12 protein-coding genes are annotated in these 16,061 nt (G+C 70.8%); 4 read left to right on the forward strand and 8 right to left on the reverse strand.

The genetic code is table 11. The annotated features are described in order from the left end of the window. Nucleotides 1–181 precede the first annotated feature (181 nt). Nucleotides 182–4,153: a CARDB domain-containing protein gene (locus tag ACIBD9_RS06340; protein WP_396715092.1), complete on the reverse strand. Its 3,972-nt coding sequence runs from the start codon at nucleotides 4,151–4,153 to the stop codon at nucleotides 182–184. A 450-nt stretch (nucleotides 4,154–4,603) separates the two neighbouring features. Further along, nucleotides 4,604–5,155 (reverse strand): GNAT family N-acetyltransferase, encoded by a 552-nt coding sequence (locus ACIBD9_RS06345; protein ID WP_396715094.1) that lies wholly within the window; start codon nucleotides 5,153–5,155, stop codon nucleotides 4,604–4,606. Nucleotides 5,156–5,206: 51 nt separating this feature from the next. Here ACIBD9_RS06345 and ACIBD9_RS06350 point away from each other — a divergent pair, with 51 nt between their 5' ends. Continuing rightward, a complete protein-coding gene (locus ACIBD9_RS06350; protein WP_396715096.1) occupies nucleotides 5,207–6,061 on the forward strand; it encodes a YhjD/YihY/BrkB family envelope integrity protein in 855 nt (284 codons plus the stop codon). A gap of 148 nt (nucleotides 6,062–6,209) precedes the next feature. Then, nucleotides 6,210–7,805 (forward strand): phytoene desaturase family protein, encoded by a 1,596-nt coding sequence (locus ACIBD9_RS06355; RefSeq protein ID WP_396715098.1) that lies wholly within the window; start codon nucleotides 6,210–6,212, stop codon nucleotides 7,803–7,805. Here ACIBD9_RS06355 and ACIBD9_RS06360 read toward each other — a convergent pair. After that, nucleotides 7,794–8,492: a TMEM175 family protein gene (locus tag ACIBD9_RS06360; RefSeq protein WP_396715100.1), complete on the reverse strand. Its 699-nt coding sequence runs from the start codon at nucleotides 8,490–8,492 to the stop codon at nucleotides 7,794–7,796. The two genes, ACIBD9_RS06355 and ACIBD9_RS06360, sit on opposite strands and share 12 nt — an antisense overlap. A gap of 133 nt (nucleotides 8,493–8,625) precedes the next feature. Then, complete coding sequence (locus tag ACIBD9_RS06365) at nucleotides 8,626–10,206, reverse strand: Rieske 2Fe-2S domain-containing protein (protein WP_396715102.1); 1,581 nt, start codon at nucleotides 10,204–10,206, stop codon at nucleotides 8,626–8,628. Nucleotides 10,207–10,404: 198 nt separating this feature from the next. Between ACIBD9_RS06365 and ACIBD9_RS06370 the strand changes: the two genes are divergently transcribed. Further along, nucleotides 10,405–10,626, forward strand: a complete 222-nt coding sequence (locus ACIBD9_RS06370) for a DUF2631 domain-containing protein (RefSeq protein ID WP_091400308.1) — start codon at nucleotides 10,405–10,407, stop codon at nucleotides 10,624–10,626. A gap of 85 nt (nucleotides 10,627–10,711) precedes the next feature. On the opposite strand, the gene ACIBD9_RS06375 is transcribed toward ACIBD9_RS06370, so the two are convergent. The 3 genes from ACIBD9_RS06375 to ACIBD9_RS06385 form a co-directional block, all read right to left on the reverse strand. Further along, nucleotides 10,712–11,887, reverse strand: coding sequence for a DivIVA domain-containing protein (locus ACIBD9_RS06375; protein WP_396715104.1), 1,176 nt, complete (start codon nucleotides 11,885–11,887; stop codon nucleotides 10,712–10,714). A gap of 31 nt (nucleotides 11,888–11,918) precedes the next feature. Then, nucleotides 11,919–13,076 carry a 23S rRNA (adenine(2503)-C(2))-methyltransferase RlmN gene (rlmN, locus tag ACIBD9_RS06380; RefSeq protein WP_396715106.1) on the reverse strand — a complete coding sequence of 386 codons (1,158 nt, stop codon included), beginning with the start codon at nucleotides 13,074–13,076 and terminating at the stop codon, nucleotides 11,919–11,921. Nucleotides 13,077–13,180: 104 nt separating this feature from the next. Then, complete coding sequence (locus tag ACIBD9_RS06385) at nucleotides 13,181–14,560, reverse strand: phosphatidate cytidylyltransferase (RefSeq protein ID WP_396715108.1); 1,380 nt, start codon at nucleotides 14,558–14,560, stop codon at nucleotides 13,181–13,183. Nucleotides 14,561–14,940: 380 nt separating this feature from the next. On the opposite strand from ACIBD9_RS06385, the gene ACIBD9_RS06390 reads away from it, so the two are divergent. Continuing rightward, nucleotides 14,941–15,387, forward strand: a complete 447-nt coding sequence (locus tag ACIBD9_RS06390) for a hypothetical protein (protein WP_396715110.1) — start codon at nucleotides 14,941–14,943, stop codon at nucleotides 15,385–15,387. Nucleotides 15,388–15,439: 52 nt separating this feature from the next. Here the strand turns inward: ACIBD9_RS06390 and frr are convergent, their stop codons facing one another. Next, a complete protein-coding gene (gene frr / locus ACIBD9_RS06395) occupies nucleotides 15,440–15,997 on the reverse strand; it encodes a ribosome recycling factor (RefSeq protein ID WP_088946658.1) in 558 nt (185 codons plus the stop codon). Between the last annotated feature and the right edge of the window lie 64 nt (nucleotides 15,998–16,061).

A 16,061-nucleotide genomic window follows, 5' to 3' on the forward strand; every position in this document is an offset into this window, starting at 1 on the left:
GGGGGGGGCCTGTTGGGGGGGGCGGCCCGGCCCCTTGTGGGGGGGCGGATTTTTTGGGGGGGGGGGGGGTTTTGGGGGGGGGGGGGGGGCCCCCCCCCCCCCCCCCCCCCGACTTCGCTGAGATCGTGTTGATCAAGCGCAAACGTTGACCGGGGGCCGCCGGAGCGGCCCCCGGTCGGGGTCAGCCGCCGTTGATGACGAACTGCGAGCCCGGCTGGATGACGATGTTGCCGTCGGCCGAGTTCGTGATGGTCACGTTGGTCAGGTTGGCGTTGCCGCGTGCGCCGCTCATCGCGAGGATGCCGGCACCGTTGACGGACCTGTCGATCCGCACGTTGGTGATGGCGACGTTCGGCATGTTGCCGCCACCGTTCTTGAACTGGATGCCGTCGTACGTCGAGTCGATGATGTCGGTGTCGCGGATCGTGACGCCGACGATGTCCCTGGTGGCCGGGAAGAGGGTGATGGCACCGAACTCCTGGTCCTCGTTCCAGAAGGCGCCGCCGGTGCGGTAGAGCCCGTTGTTGGCGATCAACGTCGTGCCGGAGAACGGCAGCGGGTCGTGGTCGGTCGCCAGCATGATGCCCGGGTAGTTGGCGGTGTCGTAGATCAGGTTGTTCTCGATCGAGTTGTCGTAGCCGCCGTAGATGGCGATGCCGTTGGCCCGCCAGGGCAGCTGGATGGTGTTGTTGACGAAGTGGTTGTCGTGGGCGATGTCGATGTTGCGGTCCTTGACGTACGGGTTGGCCCAGACGGCGAGCGCATCGTCACCGGTGGTGCGGAAGGACGAGTTGAACACCCGCGAGTTGCGCGTGCCGTTGCTGAAGTTGATGCCGTCGGCGTAGGTGTTGCGGATCCGCATGCCGGTGAACTCCAGCCCGTCGGCCGGCCCCCACAGTTCGGGGATGTTGTCGTAGTCGCGGCCGACCCACACGCCCACGTTGGCGTGCTCGATCCAGACGTTGCTGATCTTCGTGCCGGTGCCGAACCGACCGTTCAGACCGACGCCGCCCTCGGCGTTGCCGTCACCGCCGCGGATCCGGCCAGAGCCGAAGATGGCGATGTCGGAGATCTGGGTGTTCTTGTCGATGTCGAAGCCGAAGTTGCCCTCGTGGGGGTGGTTGATGCCGCCCACCACGTTCTGCGGCTCGGTCAGCGTGTAGAGCTGCGAGTGCCACATGCCGGCGCCCCGGATGGTGACGTTGCTGATCCCGACCTGGTTGTGCGTACCCCGGTTCAGCGGGTCGTCGGTCAGGATCTTCTGCTCCTGCCGCCACTGCCCGGCGGGGATCCAGACGCAGCTGATGACGCCGTTCTGGTCGTCGGTCACCGCCCGCTGGATGGCGGCGGTGTCGTCGAGCCCGTCGTTCGGGACCGCGCCGTACGAGGTGATCGAGGTGCAACCGGCCGGCTGGCTCGCCGCCGGGGCCACCTGCTCCAAGTCGATCATGTCGATGACGTAGAAGGAGGCGGTGTCACCCGAGTCGCGCTGCAACTTGAACCGGGTGCCGGCCGGGTACGACTGCGCCAGCAGCGCGTTCGACTCGTCGAAGAGCCGTCGGGCGTCGGCCTGCGGGGTGTTGGTCAGCGCCTCCGGCCCGTCGGTGTTGCCGTAGAGCCAGCTGTGCTTCGACGACAGGGTCAACTTCCGGGAGAAGACGTCGTTGACGTAGAGGCTGATGGTCGCCTCGATGCCGCCGCCACCCGGCGCGTCCGGGATGGAGTTGCGGACCACGATGGAGTTGGCCTGGTTGGCCGAGGTGAACTCGACGAACTGGCCGGTGCTGGCGAGCCGTACCGACTTACGACCGGAGGACTCGCTGGCGAAGTTGGTGTGCCCGAAGGTGCGCAGCGGGTCGGCCTCCAGCAGCGTGCCCTGGTAACGGCCGGCCTCCGCCTCGTAGGAGACGTACGGAACGGCAGCCCCACGGCCGACCACGATCGACTGGCTGAACGCGTTGTTGGTCTCGTTGGTCTCGGTGACCACGTTTGTGGCGTCGGCGGTGGCGGTGATGGTGGCGCCACCGCTGGTGGCGGTCCAGCTACCGGTGACGGCCACGTTGACCGTCGCGCCGGCGGCGATCGAGGCGGTGTTGGTGTTGAGCGTGGTGCTGCCCGCCACCAGCCGGGTGACAGTGGTCGCGCCGGTCGCGGTGGTGCCGCGGTTGCGGACCGCCACGGTGAAGGTGACGGACGCCCCGACGGCCGGGTTCGGCGGGTTCGAGGCGATGCTGAGCACCTCGAGGTCGGGGCCCGGGGCCTGCGCCACCACCAGCGGCGACGCGGCCGTGAAGCTGTTGTTGCCGTTGTTCTGTTCGACGATCGTGTTCGCCGGGTCCACCACGGCCGACACGGCGTAGCTGCCCATCGGCCGGGTACCGGCGTTGAACGACACCGTGGTCGAGGCGCCCGCGGCGAGCGCGCCCACCGAGGCGCTGCCGACGACCGCGCCGGCCAGGCTGAAGTTCACCGTGGTCGCACCGGCGGACGCCGAGCCGATGTTCTGCACCACGGCCGAGAGCGTGACCGGGGAGACCTCGCTGGGCGACGTGGGCGACCAGGTCACCGAGCTGACGACCAGGTCCGGGTTGGGTGCCGGCGTACCGCACACCTCAAGCTCGGCGACCTGGCCGGACGGGGCACCGGTGTTGCCGGTGAACCGCAACTGCACGTCCGCAGTGGTCGCGCTGACCGGGATGGTCACCAGGTTGGTGCCCTGGACGAACTGGTAGGCCGCCGCCGACACCAGGCTGGTGTACGAGGACGACGCCTGGTCGCGGCCGAGGACCTGGATGGTCTGGGTACGGGTGCCCCAGGCCGGGTCCGGGTTGAGCTTCACGGTGACACCGGAGATGGAGTGGTTCGCGCCCAGCACCACGGTCAGGTTCTGCGGGTAGCTCGCCGCGCCCTCCCAGTAGGTGGTGAGCTGCCCGTCGTTCGCCTTGTCCGGGGTGAAGCTGAAGGTGGAGCCGCTGGCGGTCACGCTCTTGCCCTGCGCCACGTTGGTGCAGGCCGGCGGGTTGCTGCCGGTCCGGGTGACGGTGTTGCTGTTGCCCGAGAGGTTGCCGGCGCCGTCGCGGGCGCGCACATAGTACGAGACGGTCGCCGTCGCCGGTTGGGTGTCCTGATAGGTGAGGACGGTGCCCAGCGTCGCGATCAGGCTGCCGCCCCGGTAGACGTTGTAGCCGGCGAGCCCGCTGCCACCGGAGTCCGTGGAGGCCCCCCAGTTGAGCGTGATCGTGCTGCCCGACGTGCTGTGCGACAGCGTCCCCGGGACGCTCGGCGCGGTGGTGTCACCACTGCCGGTCCGGGTCACCGTGTTGCTGTTGCCGGAGAGGTTGCCCGCGGCGTCGCGCGCCCGGACGTAGTACGACACGGTCGCCGTGGCCGGCTGGGTGTCGTTGAAGGTGGTCACGTCGCCGACGGACTGGAGGAACGCGCCGTTGCGGTAGACGTCGTAGCCGGCGATGCCGCTGCCGCCCGCGTTGTCGGTCGACGCGACCCAGTTGAGGCTGATGGTGGTGCCCGACTGGGTGTACGAGAGGTTGCCCGGAACGCTCGGCGCGGTGGTGTCCGGGGTGGTGCCGCCGCTGCCGTACACCTCCAGCTCGGAGAGCTGCCCGGCCGGCCAACCGCTGTTGGCGGTGATGGTGATCCGGACGTAGCGGGTGGAGGTCGAGCTGAAGTTGATCGTGACGGTGTTGCCGCTCGCCGGGTTGAAGGTGTACGTCTGCGACCCGACCAGGTCGGTGAAGGACGAACCGTTGGCGCTGCCCCGCACGCTCAGCGTCTGCGTCCGGGTCCCCCAACCGGAGGTGGGCAGCTTCAGCACGACCTGGTTGACGCTCTGCGACGAGCCGAGGTCGACCTGCACCCACTGCGGGAACGCGTTGTTGAGGCTCTCCCAGTAGCTGCCCGCGTTGCCGTCGACGACCTTCGACGAGTCGTAGACGTCGGCGTGGCCACTCTCCTGGGTGGGACGGCCCTGGGCGAGGTTGGTGGCCGCTGCGGCGAAGCCGGCGCTCGGCGCGGCGGCCGGGGCGGTCGGGCGGGCGGCAGCGGCCGGGTTCGCGACGGCGGTCGCCCCGGCCGTGGCGATCAGCGCGGCGGCGGCCGTGGCCGCCACCATCCTGAACAGATTCGTTCGTCTCATCACTGTCCTTGTCGTCGGGGGACGGATGCCGCGGTGGCTGTGACCACGGGGTGGGGGTGCGGCGGTGCAGCGCCGGCCCGATGCGCGAGGGCCGGTGTGGAGAGAGACGGGTGGTACGGGCGGCGCGGGGGCACCGCTCGTCCCGGGAAACACCAGATGGGTACGACCATCAACGGACCTCCCCAGGAGGCCCGCTGAATCTTCCGAGAGCATGCACAGAACCGTGCATGCCTTTGTCAAAATCTTGCGCGACTTTGGCCAAAGGTTACTGACGTGCTACCGGAGCGTCAACACTTCGACCACCGTGACTATTGACGGACATGTCTGCCCTGATGGCCTCCGTCGGCGCTGACCTGCCCACAATTTCGGGGAAGGTGCCGCCTCCCGACCACTGGAGGCCACACCTTCCCCGAAGTTGCGCGGATCTTGCGTCAGGTCGTGCGGTAACGATCAGGCATCTGGCGCCGTCAGCACGAACGTCTCCAGCAGTTCCCCGCCGTACCAGTCGGTGCGCTGGCCCACATGGGTCATGCCCAGCCTCCGCGCGACCGCCATCGACGGCTCGTTGTCCGGCGACACAACCGCGTAGATCTCCCGGGTGCCGGCGGCGAACTCCCGGGCTACCGCCGCGCGGGCCGCCTCGGTGGCGTAGCCGTGACCCCACGCGTCCGGGTGCAGGTGCCAGCCCACCTCGATGTCGTCGGTCCGGCGCGACTCGTCGCGCCCCGGCAACGGCTTGAGCAACAGGGTGCCCACCACCTGACCCCTCTCGCGTACCTCGATCGCCCAGGTGCCGTACCGGCCGCCGTCGGCGGCGTGCCGCTCCTGCCAGATCCGCAGCCGCTCGACGGCCTGGGCCGGGGTGGTCATTGGCAGACCCGACGCCACGCCCAGATATCGGCTGATCTCGGGACGCGAGTAGATGTCGTAGATCCGGGCCAGGTCGGCCGGATCGTCGGTCCAGTCGCGCAGGATCAGGCGTTCGGTGGTGAGAACAGTCATGACCGGCGATCTTAAGGAGTGACGGCCCCGACGACAGGGAAGGAGGACCCGATGGGCAACGGATGGCAGCGCGCGAAACGGATCAGCAGTGCCGCGTTCCGTCCGGTGCGCGGACGGGACCTGTCGCTGCACGCCGCCGCGATCACCTTCTACGGGGCGATCGCCGTGGTGCCGGTCGCGCTGCTGGCGATCTGGCTCACCGCACTGGTGGCCGGGGCCGACCGGGTACGCCGGCTCACCTCGTACGCCGTGGAGGCCCTGCCCACCGCGATCGGCGCGCCCCGGGCGGTGGAGGCGCTGGTCGACGCCGGGGTGGGGTTGACCCCGCTGCTGGCGCTGGCCTCCCTGCTGCCCGCCTCGCTGTACGGCGAGGGACTGCGCCGGGCGTTCGTCTCGGTGGCCGCACCCCGCTCCGACGAGCACCTGGTCGGCTGGCGGGGCCGGCTCCTGCTGCTGCCACTGCTCGCGCCGGCCCCCGCGCTGCTGCTGTCGATCCTGCTGGCGCTCCCGCTCACCACCCGCCTCGTACGCCAGGGCGGCTGGCTCGGTGCGCTCGGCGTGGTGCTGTCGTTCCTGGCGGTCTGGCTGGTGCTCACGCCGGTGCTGGTCTGGGTGTTCCGGGTGGTCGGACCGGCCTCACCGGACTGGCTCTCCACCCTCGGGATCGGGTCGTTCACCGCGGCGAACCTCTCCGGCTTCCTGCACGGCTTCGTGCTCTTCGCCTCGCTCCCGCTGGACCTGGGAGTGCCCTTCGGCGGCTTCGACGACATCGGCGCCGGCGTGGCCGTACTCCTCTGGCTCTACCTGTTCCACGTGATCGTCCTGGCTGGCTACTCGGCCACCCTGGCCCTCTCCCGCTGGCGCGCCCAAACCACCCCCACCCCCACCCCCACCCCATCCCCCTAGCCAGTTGATCATGAAGTTGTTGCCACCCGCCCCGGCGTGTCGTGGCAATAACTTCATGATCACCGCGGGGTGGGGCGGGGGTGGGAGGGGGTGGGATGGTGGGCGGAAGGGGTGACCGGTTCGGCGGGGCGGACTAGGCTGCCGCGGCATGAGCAGTGAGATTCCGGCCCGCGCCGACGTCGTGATCGTCGGTGCCGGGCACAACGGTCTGGTCTCCGCGGTCCTGCTGGCCCGGGCCGGCCTGGACGTCCTCGTGTTGGAGGCCGCCGACGTGATCGGCGGCGCGACCCGCACCGAGAACCCGTTCCCGAAGGTGCCGGGGCTGCGCCACTCCACCGGCTCGTACCTGCTCGGGCTGATGCCCCCGGAGCTGCTCGCCACGCTCGACGTACGGATCCCGGTGCTGCGCCGCGACCCGCACTACTTCCTCCCCACCCCGGGTGGCCTCGGCTCGCCGTACCTGCTCTTCGGCAGTGACACCGCCGCCACCCGGGCGCAGCTCACCGAGTTCTTCTCCCCCGCCGACGTGGCCGCCGACGATGCCATGCAGGCCGAGCTGGCCGCGCTGCGCGAAGACCTCGCCCCGGCCTGGTTGGCCGAGCCGCTGAGCGTCCACGAGACCGCCGAGCGGCACGTCCGCCCGGCGCTGCGCCAGGTCTTCGTCGACCTCGTGCAGGGCTCCGTCGCCGACTACCTGGCCCGGTTCGAGTTCCGCTCCGAGCTGCTGGTCAGCATGTACGCGGTCACCGACGGCCTGTCCGGGCTCAACGCCGGCCCGGACGACCCCGGCACCGGCCACAACTTCCTCGTGCACAACATGTGCCGGCTGCCCGGCTCCGGTGGCACCTGGATGATCGCCGAGGGCGGCATGGGCACCGTCTCGCGCACGTTCGCCGAGGCCGCGCGCGCCGCCGGGGCGACGATCCGGACCGGTACGCCGGTGCACGCGGTGACCCTGGACGGCGGCGCGGCGAGCGGAGTCGTGTTGGCCGACGGTCGGGAGGTCGCCGCCCGGGTGGTGCTCGGCGCGTGTGACCCGTACCGGTTGATGGACCTGTTGCCCGACGGCGCGCTGCCGGCGCGGCTCGGCGAACGGATGGCGGCGGTCCGCCGGCCCGGCACCACGCTCAAGCTCAACCTGGCGCTCACCGGGCTGCCCCGGTTCTCCTGCCTGCCGGACGGTACGCCGAGCCCGTTCGGCTCGACCATCCACCTGCTGCCCGGGTCGGCGTCGCTGGTCGGCGGGGCCGCGGCCTCGCCGATGACCGCGCTGCGCGCGATGTGGGCGGACGTGCAGGCCGGGCTACTGCCGGCGGAGCCCACCATCGAGTGGTACCTGCACACCACCGTCGACCCGTCGCTCTCCGACGCCGCCGGGCACCACTCGTCGGCGCTCTTCGTCCAGTCCGTCCCCTACCAGCTGGCCGGCACCACCTGGGAGGCGGAGCTGCCCGGCTACGTCGACCGGCTGATCGGGATCGTCGAGCGGTACGCCCCCGGCACCGCCGACCTGATCGCCGACGCGGTGCCCCTGCCGCCGCCCGGGATCGAGGAGCACTTCGGGATCACCGGCGGGCACATCCACCACGTGGACAACACCGTCTCGTTCACCGACCGGATGCCCTACGCCACAGGCGTCGACGGCGTGTACGCCGGCAGCGCCGGCTGTCACCCGGCCGGCAGCGTCATCGGCGCCGCCGGCCACAACGCCGCCCGCCGGATCCTCACCGACCTAGGCCGCTGACCCCTCCTCGGCCGCGCCGGCGGACGGCCGGAGGTCACCCGGGCCTCCGATCAGGTAGAAGCCGACCAGCAGGAGGTACGCGCCGAGGCTGAGGATGGGGTTGACGAAGACGACGGCGAAGGCGACCAGGTAGAGCAGGGGCTTCAGCAGTGCCCGCCGGGCGATCGCCCGGGCCAGCCGGGGATCCAGGTCGGGGTGGAGCAGCCCGCGTCGGCGGGCCCACCACCAGGTCAGATTGACGAAGATCGCCTCACCGAGCACGGTGCCGACGTAGAGAGCGGCGGTCAGCCGCTGCTCGGTCGGGTTGCCGCGCAGATTGTCCGACAGCAGGTCGGCGGTGAACGGGATCGTGGCGATGAAGAGCAACACGAGCAGGTTGAGAACCAGGAGCATCTGGTCGACCCGGACCACGTACCGCCAGAGGTTGTGATGAGTGAGCCACACCTGGCCGGCGATCGCGAAAGTGATCACGTACGCCAGGTAGGACGGCCAGGCGTGGGCCAGGGCGTCCGGAAGCTCTCGTCCGCTCTCCCGGGCCGGACCGGTCTGGAGCAGCTCGACGGCCATCACCGTCAGCACGACCGCGAAGACCCCGTCGCTGAACGTCTCCACCCGGGCAGCGTCCCGGGTCTTCTCCCGGCCGCGCCCGTACCGGTACTCGCTCTCCCGCGCGTCCGCCCCCGCCACTACCCGCCCCCATGCCCGGTTGCTGCCGGTCTACGGCTTGCGCCACACCACTGCATCGTGGCGTACGCGGGGACGGCGTGAACCCGGAACCGGTGCGGCCGGGGCACGACGTCGCGCGCCCCGGCCACCGGGGTCAGATCACGGCCTCGCCGGCCGGGGCGGGGGTCTCCGCGTCCACGCGGTGCGCGCGGACCTTGTGGCCCACGCTGGTGAGGCAGCGACCGCTGGGCAGGTCGAAGCGCCAGCCGTGCAGCTGGCAGGTGAGCTGGTCACCGTCGACGATGCCGAAGCGGGTCAGGTCCGCCTTCAGGTGCGGGCAGCGCCGCTGCACCACCCAGTCGCCCAGCGTGATGTCCTCGGCGTCGGTGCTGCGTTCGTGCTCGTCGTACCAGCCCTCGGCGTACTGGAGCCGCTCCTCGGAGAGGCACTTGAAGAACGCGTAGACGAACTCGTTGTACTGGCCGATCCGGGCCGCCGAGAACCGGCAGGACAGGAAGAGCGAGTTGACCCAGTCCACCTCGTCGATGAAGAGCAGGTGCTCGATCAGCGACCGCTCGGTCCGGAACCGGTAGCGCACCTTCTCGTCCGCGTACGGCCGGACCTCCTTGCCGGGGAAGTCCACCACGATCGACTCGACGCTCTCGCCGTCATAGCCCACCAGGTCGAAACGGACCGGGCCGCCGACCCCCTTGGCCAGGTAGATCGACTCGTCGAGCAGCGGCTCGATCCGGCGCTTCATCTCGCCGAGCACGTCCACCTCGGGGTGCCGCCAGGACGCCTTCTCCGCCTCGATGATCGGGCGCTTGCGCTCCCGCATCTCCTCCAGGTGCGCGACCTTGTTCGCGAAGAACTCCTGCACCGGCACCGGGTGGGTGGTGCTCGCGCCCTCGGTGGTGACCTCGGCGACGCTGCCCGGCAGCAGCACGATCCCGTTGGTGCCGCCGACCTTGGCGTACTCCGACAGGAAGACGGACTGGTCGGGGAAGATGTTGCCCTCGTCGCCGTGGATGTCGTTGAACTGCCACAGGGCGTCGTCGAGGAAGCACGGCGGGCCGGCGATCGGGAAGACGTGCGACGCCTTCAGGTCGTCGATGTACCGCCAGGTCCGGTCGAACTGCCGGTCACGCTTCTGCTTGCCGAACGCGGTCTTCGCCGCCTGCGGCAGCTCGTAGACCATCGGGTACCAGATCGCACCGGAGAACTGGAGCAGGTGCGCGTGCACGTGCCCCAGTTCGGCGAAGACGCTCAGGTCGGTGGGGCGGGCGTCGTTCTGGTTGAGCAGCCGCACACCCTCGTACTCGACCCAGAGCGAGGAGTCGCCGATCGGCCCGTCGGTCGGGCTGGTCAACGCCTGAATCATGATCTTCAGGCCGCCGGGCAGCTCCACCACCTGCTCGTTGGGCGCCTTCAGGAACTTGGTGAAGCCCAGCGCCCGGAACTCGTCCTCCATCTCCGAGGTCGGAAACTCGGGGAGCAGGACCGTGGCGTCCTTCGAGACGAACTCCCGCAGGTGCTTCGCGTCGAAGTGGTCCCGGTGCAGGTGGGAGACGTACAGGTAGTCGACCTGCCCCAGGCTCTCCCAGTCCAGCAGAGAATTGTCCGGGAACGGGAACCACGACGCGAAGTAGGCCGGATTGACCCACGGGTCGCACAGGATGCTGCCCGCGGCCGTGTCGATCCGCATGCTGGCGTGCCCGGTTCCGGTCACTCGCACCGCACAGTCCCCCTCAAACAGACAATCAGGTGTACGCCAAACGCTACCGGAGCGAGTCTGACCGCCGCCCCGCGACGCCGGTAGTGCCGTCCAGCCCAGGTGGGCCAGGGCCGACGGCCAGGAAACCCCCACCCCACCGCACCGCGTACGAGGCGTGCCAGACTAACCAAAGATCCGATCGCGAGGGAAGGACCGACAGTGGCAGGAAGCGAGCCGGTAACGTCGCCAGACCAGCACAAGCCCGGGCACCGCAAGGCCGGGCAGATCGGCGCCGTGCTGTCCGCACTGGCGCTGCTGGCGATGATCTGCGGCAACCACGAGGGCAGGGTCGAGGACATCTGGCTGATCGGCCTGGCCGCGCTGCTGCTGATCATCGTGATCGGCGACGTCGTGCTGCGCCGCAGCGGTCTGCGCTCCTGACCCGACCCACCGCCGGACGACCGGCCGAGAACGCCGAGGGCCCGCCCCCACCCGGGGGACGGGCCCTCGTCCGTACGCGTCCGGGTCAGCGCCCGAAGAGAATGTCCTGCACGTCCTTGAGCGCGGCGTCGACCTCGGCCTCGAAGTAGCCGCCGGGCACCAGGCCGAACCGGAGCGTGTCCAGGTCCTTCGGGTCGACCGGCATCGGGTTGCGGCGCTGCATGCCACCGAGCAGGGTGTCGAAGAACCGGTCCACCTGGTCGGGGTCGTACCCGCTGCCGAACCGGCGCACCTGGAAGCTGCGGCGGATCTGGTCGACCCGGTACAGGTCGCTCCCGGGCGGACCGGCCATCGGCGGGCCACCCATCGGGGGACCACCCATCGGCGGGCCACCCATCGGCGGGCCGGCCACCGCGGGCGGACCGGCCATCGGCGGACCACCCATGCCCTGCTGCGGCAGCGGAGGCGGACCGGCCGGACCACGGCGCATGTCGCGAAGGTCCCGCTCCGGCATCCGAATCTCGGCCGTCATGTCGGCGCGACCGTGCCGGCCGGCCTCGAAGCCGTCGAAACGCGGCTCCTCCGGCGGCGGCGGATACCCGCCGGGCGCGCGCTGGTCGTCGGGGCCGTACCCGCCGCGCTGGTCATCCGGGCCGTACCCACCGGGTGAGCGCTGGTCGTCGGGGGGGCCGTACCCACTGGGACCGGCGGGCAGGCCGCGCTGCGGCATGCCGGGGCCCATCGGGCCAGGGCCCATCGGGCCACCAGGACCCATCGGGGGGCCGGCCGGGCCACGCGGCGCGTCGTAACCACCACCACGGGGGGCGTCGTACCCACCGGCGAAGGCACCGGTCGGCTCGTCGTAGCGGCCATAGGGCGGACCGGCCTGCGCGGGCATCGGCCGGGGCGGCATCGGCTGCGGAACCATGCCCCGGTCGTCCCGCATCGGCGGACCCATCCGGTCCGGTGGGCCCATCCGGTCACCCATCCGGGGGTCGCCACCGCGCCCGGCGCTGTTGCGCTCCTCCAGCTCGGCCAGCTGCCGCTCGACCCGGTCCAGGTGCAGGTCGACCTGCCACTCGTCGTAGCCGTTGAAGCGGACCCGGAAGACGACGTCGTGAACCTCCTGGGAGGCCACCGGGGCGCCGACCTGTCGGCCGTCGAGCGTCGCCTCGACCCGGTCGAGGAAGGCATCCACCTCGTCGACCTTGTATCCCCGGCGGAGCGCCTTGCGCCGGAAACGCTGACCCTGACTCGCCACTATGTCTCCTGGTCTCGTTCGCCACGCCCGGTCACGCCGGTGCCTCTCCGGCGCGGTCGGTGTTGGTGTCGTTGTCCTCGGCGGCGGCGAGCTGGCCACACGCGCCGTCGATCTCGCGACCTCGGGTGTCCCGAACTGTGGTGGACACCCCGGCGTCGCGCAACCGCCGGACGAACTCCCGCTCGACCGGCTTCGGGCTCGCGTCCCAGCGGCTGCCCGGCGTCGGATTGAGCGGAATGAGGTTCACGTGGGCCAATTTGCCGGCCAGCAGCCGCCCGAGCAGGTCGGCTCGCCACGGCTGGTCGTTCACGTCCTTGATCATCGCGTACTCGATCGACACGCGACGGCCCGTCCGGGCGGCGTAGTCCCACGCTGCGTCCAGCACCTCGGCTACCTTCCAGCGCTGGTTTACCGGCACGAGTTCGTCGCGCAGATCATCATCGGGCGCGTGCAACGACAGCGCAAGGGTCACTGAGAGGTCTTCGCTGGCCAGTCGGTGGATGGCCGGAACCAGGCCGACCGTGGAAACGGTGATGTGCCGCTGGGACAGGCCGAGCCCCTCCGGAGCCGGGCTGACCAGCCGACGGATCGCCGCGATCACCCGGTTGTAGTTGGCCAGCGGCTCGCCCATGCCCATGAAGACGACCCGCGACAGCCTCGGCGGGGAGCCCGCGACCACGCCGGAGGCCGCCACCCCGGCCATGTACACCGCCTGGTCGACGATCTCCGCCGTCGACAGGTTGCGGGTCAGCCCGGCCTGGCCGGTCGCGCAGAACGGACAGGCCATGCCACAACCCGCCTGGCTGGAGATGCAGACGGTCACCCGGTCCGGGTACCCCATCAGCACGCTCTCCACCAGCGCACCGTCGTGCAGCCGCCAGAGCGCCTTGCGGGTCGCGCCGTCGTCGCAGGCCAACTCGCGCACCGGGTTGAGCAACGTCGGCAGCAACTGGTCGGCCAGCCGCTCCCGGGTCGCCGCCGGCAGATCGGTCATCTCCTGCGGGTCGCGGACCAACCGCCCGAAGTAGTGGTTGGAGATCTGCTTGGCGCGGAAGGCCGGCTCACCCAGCCCGGCGACCAACGCCTGGCGGCCGGCCAGATCCAGGTCAGCGAGGTGCTGAGGGGGCATGGAGGCCCGGCGCGCGGCGGGGGCGACCGAGATGGCGGGGATCAGGGGCAGGCTCGTCATGGCTGGTCCAGTGTGTCACGCCGTCGGCCGCGGGTGCCGGTCCGGAGGTGTCGAACGGGCCGCGACCGCCCGAGCCGGATGACCAGGTCGCCGTGATTCATACCTCAGCTCACCACCGGCACGAAGACCGCCAACAGCAGGTAGGCCGTCGGCACCGCGAACAGGATCGAGTCGAGTCGGTCCATCAGACCGCCGTGGCCGGGCAGCAGGTTGCTCATGTCCTTCACACCGAGATCCCGCTTGATCATCGACTCGGCCAGGTCGCCGAGGACCGCCGCGCAGGAGACGGCCACCCCGAACAGCGCACCCCACCAGGGCGCCACCTCGAACATCAGCCACAGCAGCAACGCGCTGCCCAGGGCCGCCGCGGTGACCGAGCCGGCAAAGCCCTCCCAGGACTTCTTCGGGCTGATCGACGGGGCCATCGGGTGACGGCCGAACGAGACGCCGGCCGCGTACCCACCGGTGTCGGAGAGAACCACCCCGATCAGCGTGGCCAGGATGCGCAGGCGCCCGTCGTCGGGGGCCGCCGCCAGCAGCGCCGCGAAACCGGCGAGGAACGGTACGTAGACGGCGATCAGGGTGGCCGCGGTGAGATCCCGCTGGAAGCCGGCCGGCCCGTCGCCCAACCGCCAGATCATGGTGCCCAGCACCGTGACCAGCAGCCCCAGGCTGAGCGCGTCCGGGCCGGCGAACCAGGCCAGACCCACCGTCAAGACGCCACCGGCGATCAGCGGCACCAGCGGCGGGTGCGCGCCGCTGCGTCGAACCGCGCGGGCCATCTCCCAGATGCCGATGGCGACCGCGGCGGCGATCACCGGCAGGAACGCCAACGGGTAGACGACCAGCGGCACCACGATCAGCGCGCCGAGGCCGAGCCCGACCCCGATCGCCGCGGGAAGGTTGCGCCCGGCCCGACCGCTGCCCACCTGCTGGGTGGCCGGTCGGTCGAGGCTGGCCCGACGGCGCCCCTTCGGCCGTCGACCGGTCGTCGGCGCCTCGTCCGGTGCCACCTCGGCCCGGACGGGCGCGAGCTGCTCGGTCGGGTACCCCGGGTCGTCGAGGCGGGCCGGACGGCTCGGCTCGTCGAAGCCCTCGCGGTCCGGGCCGTCGTAACGGGGCGGCCCGTCGCCCGCGGCGGGAGGCCGGTCCGGGTAGCGGTCACCGCGACCCCGGTCGTCGTACCGGTCGGGCTGGTTCCGGTCGTCCACGTGCCGGTCGCGGTCGTCGAAACGATCGTGCCGCTCGCGGTCGTCGAAGCGGTCGTCCGGGCGGACCGCGCGGCCACGCTCGTCGTACGGGTCCGCGGGGTACGGGTCGGCGTACGGCCGGGCGTGCGGGTCGGCGTACAGCTCAGGGCCGGCGGCCGGACGGCGGCTCCACTGGCCGGCCTCCAGCTCCTGCTCCGGCCAGGGCAGCGCCACCGGGCGCTCCGGCCGGTCCCAGCCGCGAGGCTCGCTGCCGTAGGGGTCGGGGTGGGACATCACGCACCGCGACGCGGCACGAGAACCACCACATGACGCAAGACCACAAGCATCCCCTACACGTGCGATGTTCCTCCGATTGACCGCCCCGACGGTCGGTCGATCCCCGGTGTTCACCACCCGGTGGCCGGGAATCCTGCCGAGCCTACTGCACACACCGGACCGGCACGGCGGACGAGGCACGCCGACGGACGCCACCCTCGCCGCCAGGCCGCCGGCCAGCGACGCACACCCATCCGGTACGGCAGACCGCAGGCGATCCGCAGCCGTCGATCCGACTCCTCCGGTGCGCGATCGAGTACTGACCGAACGCGCCCGACGTGGTCCGCTGGTGCCGCGCTGGCGCCAGCCCGCGCTCCGGAACGGGGAAGGGCACTCACATGTACAAGTTCGGTCTCGCGGTGTTGACGGTGGCCGCCATGGTCCTGGGAGCGGGGTCACCGGCCGCCGCCACCACGGCACGGACCAGGATCACCATCGACCGCCACACCAGCGAGCTGTTCCCGTTCGAGCCGCCGTACGCCGAGCCGCCGGGAGTGACGTACCCGGCGGCAGGGGTCACCGCCACCGCCCGGCACTGCCCAGCCGGCATCGTCCTCATGTCGGCCTCGCTGGTGCAGGACGGCCTGCCGACCCTCTGGGCCACCGCGGGACACGGCGCCGGCGAGATCCTCTGCGACGGCGGCACCGTCGAACTCGGGATGGCGTTCGCCCGGATCGCTCCGGCGCTGCACCCCGGCCGGGCCACCGCCCACTTCTCGCTGCGCGACTCGAACACCGGCGAGCAGTTCGCCGAGAGCACCAGGACCGTCTGGATCCCCTGCTGACCTATGGAACGAGGCCCGTTCCCGATGTCGGGAACGGGCCTCGGAGCGTGGGTCACACCTCGAGCAGCTCGGTTTCCTTGTGCTTCACCAGGTCGTCGATGCTGGCCACGTACCGCTGGGTCAGGTCGTCGAGTTCCTTCTCGGCGCGGCGGCCGTCGTCCTCGCCGGCCTCACCGTCCTTGACGATCCGGTCCAGCTCCTCCTTGCCACGGCGGCGGACGTTGCGGATCGCCACCTTGGCCTCCTCGCCCTTGTGCCGGGCCACCTTGATCATGTCGCGGCGGCGCTCCTCGGTCATCTGCGGGAGCAGGATGCGCAGCTGGTTGCCCTCGTTGTTCGGGTTCACCCCGAGGTCCGAGTCGCGGATCGCCTTCTCCATCGCGTTGATCTGCGAGTTGTCGTACGGCTTGATGATGGCCATCCGCGGCTCGGGAACCGCGATGGACGCCATCTGCGTCAGCGGCGTGGGCGTGCCGTAGTAGTCGATGATGACCTTCGAGAACATGGCGGCGTTGGCGCGACCGGTACGGATGGCGCCGAACTCCTCCTTGGCGTGCTCAACCGCACGCTCCATCTTCTCCTCGGCCTCGAGGAGGGTGTCGTCGATCACCGGTCTCCTCGCCTCCTTCTGTGCTCGTGGTGGGCTCTGCGGAAAGTCGTCAGACCGCTCGTGT

The sequence above is a fragment of the Micromonospora sp. NPDC050784 genome (assembly GCF_044456765.1).
Classification (GTDB): domain Bacteria; phylum Actinomycetota; class Actinomycetes; order Mycobacteriales; family Micromonosporaceae; genus Micromonospora; species Micromonospora foliorum.

Coding starts and splice junctions, on each gene's coding strand:
- ACIBD9_RS06340 (WP_396715092.1), bottom strand. CDS start 4,153: ATGAGACGAACGAATCTGTTCAGGATGGTGGCGGCCACGGCCGCCGCC.
- ACIBD9_RS06345 (WP_396715094.1), bottom strand. CDS start 5,155: ATGACTGTTCTCACCACCGAACGCCTGATCCTGCGCGACTGGACCGAC.
- ACIBD9_RS06350 (WP_396715096.1), top strand. CDS start 5,207: ATGGGCAACGGATGGCAGCGCGCGAAACGGATCAGCAGTGCCGCGTTC.
- ACIBD9_RS06355 (WP_396715098.1), top strand. CDS start 6,210: ATGAGCAGTGAGATTCCGGCCCGCGCCGACGTCGTGATCGTCGGTGCC.
- rlmN (WP_396715106.1), bottom strand. CDS start 13,076: ATGACGAGCCTGCCCCTGATCCCCGCCATCTCGGTCGCCCCCGCCGCG.
- ACIBD9_RS06385 (WP_396715108.1), bottom strand. CDS start 14,560: ATGTCCCACCCCGACCCCTACGGCAGCGAGCCTCGCGGCTGGGACCGG.
- ACIBD9_RS06390 (WP_396715110.1), top strand. CDS start 14,941: ATGTACAAGTTCGGTCTCGCGGTGTTGACGGTGGCCGCCATGGTCCTG.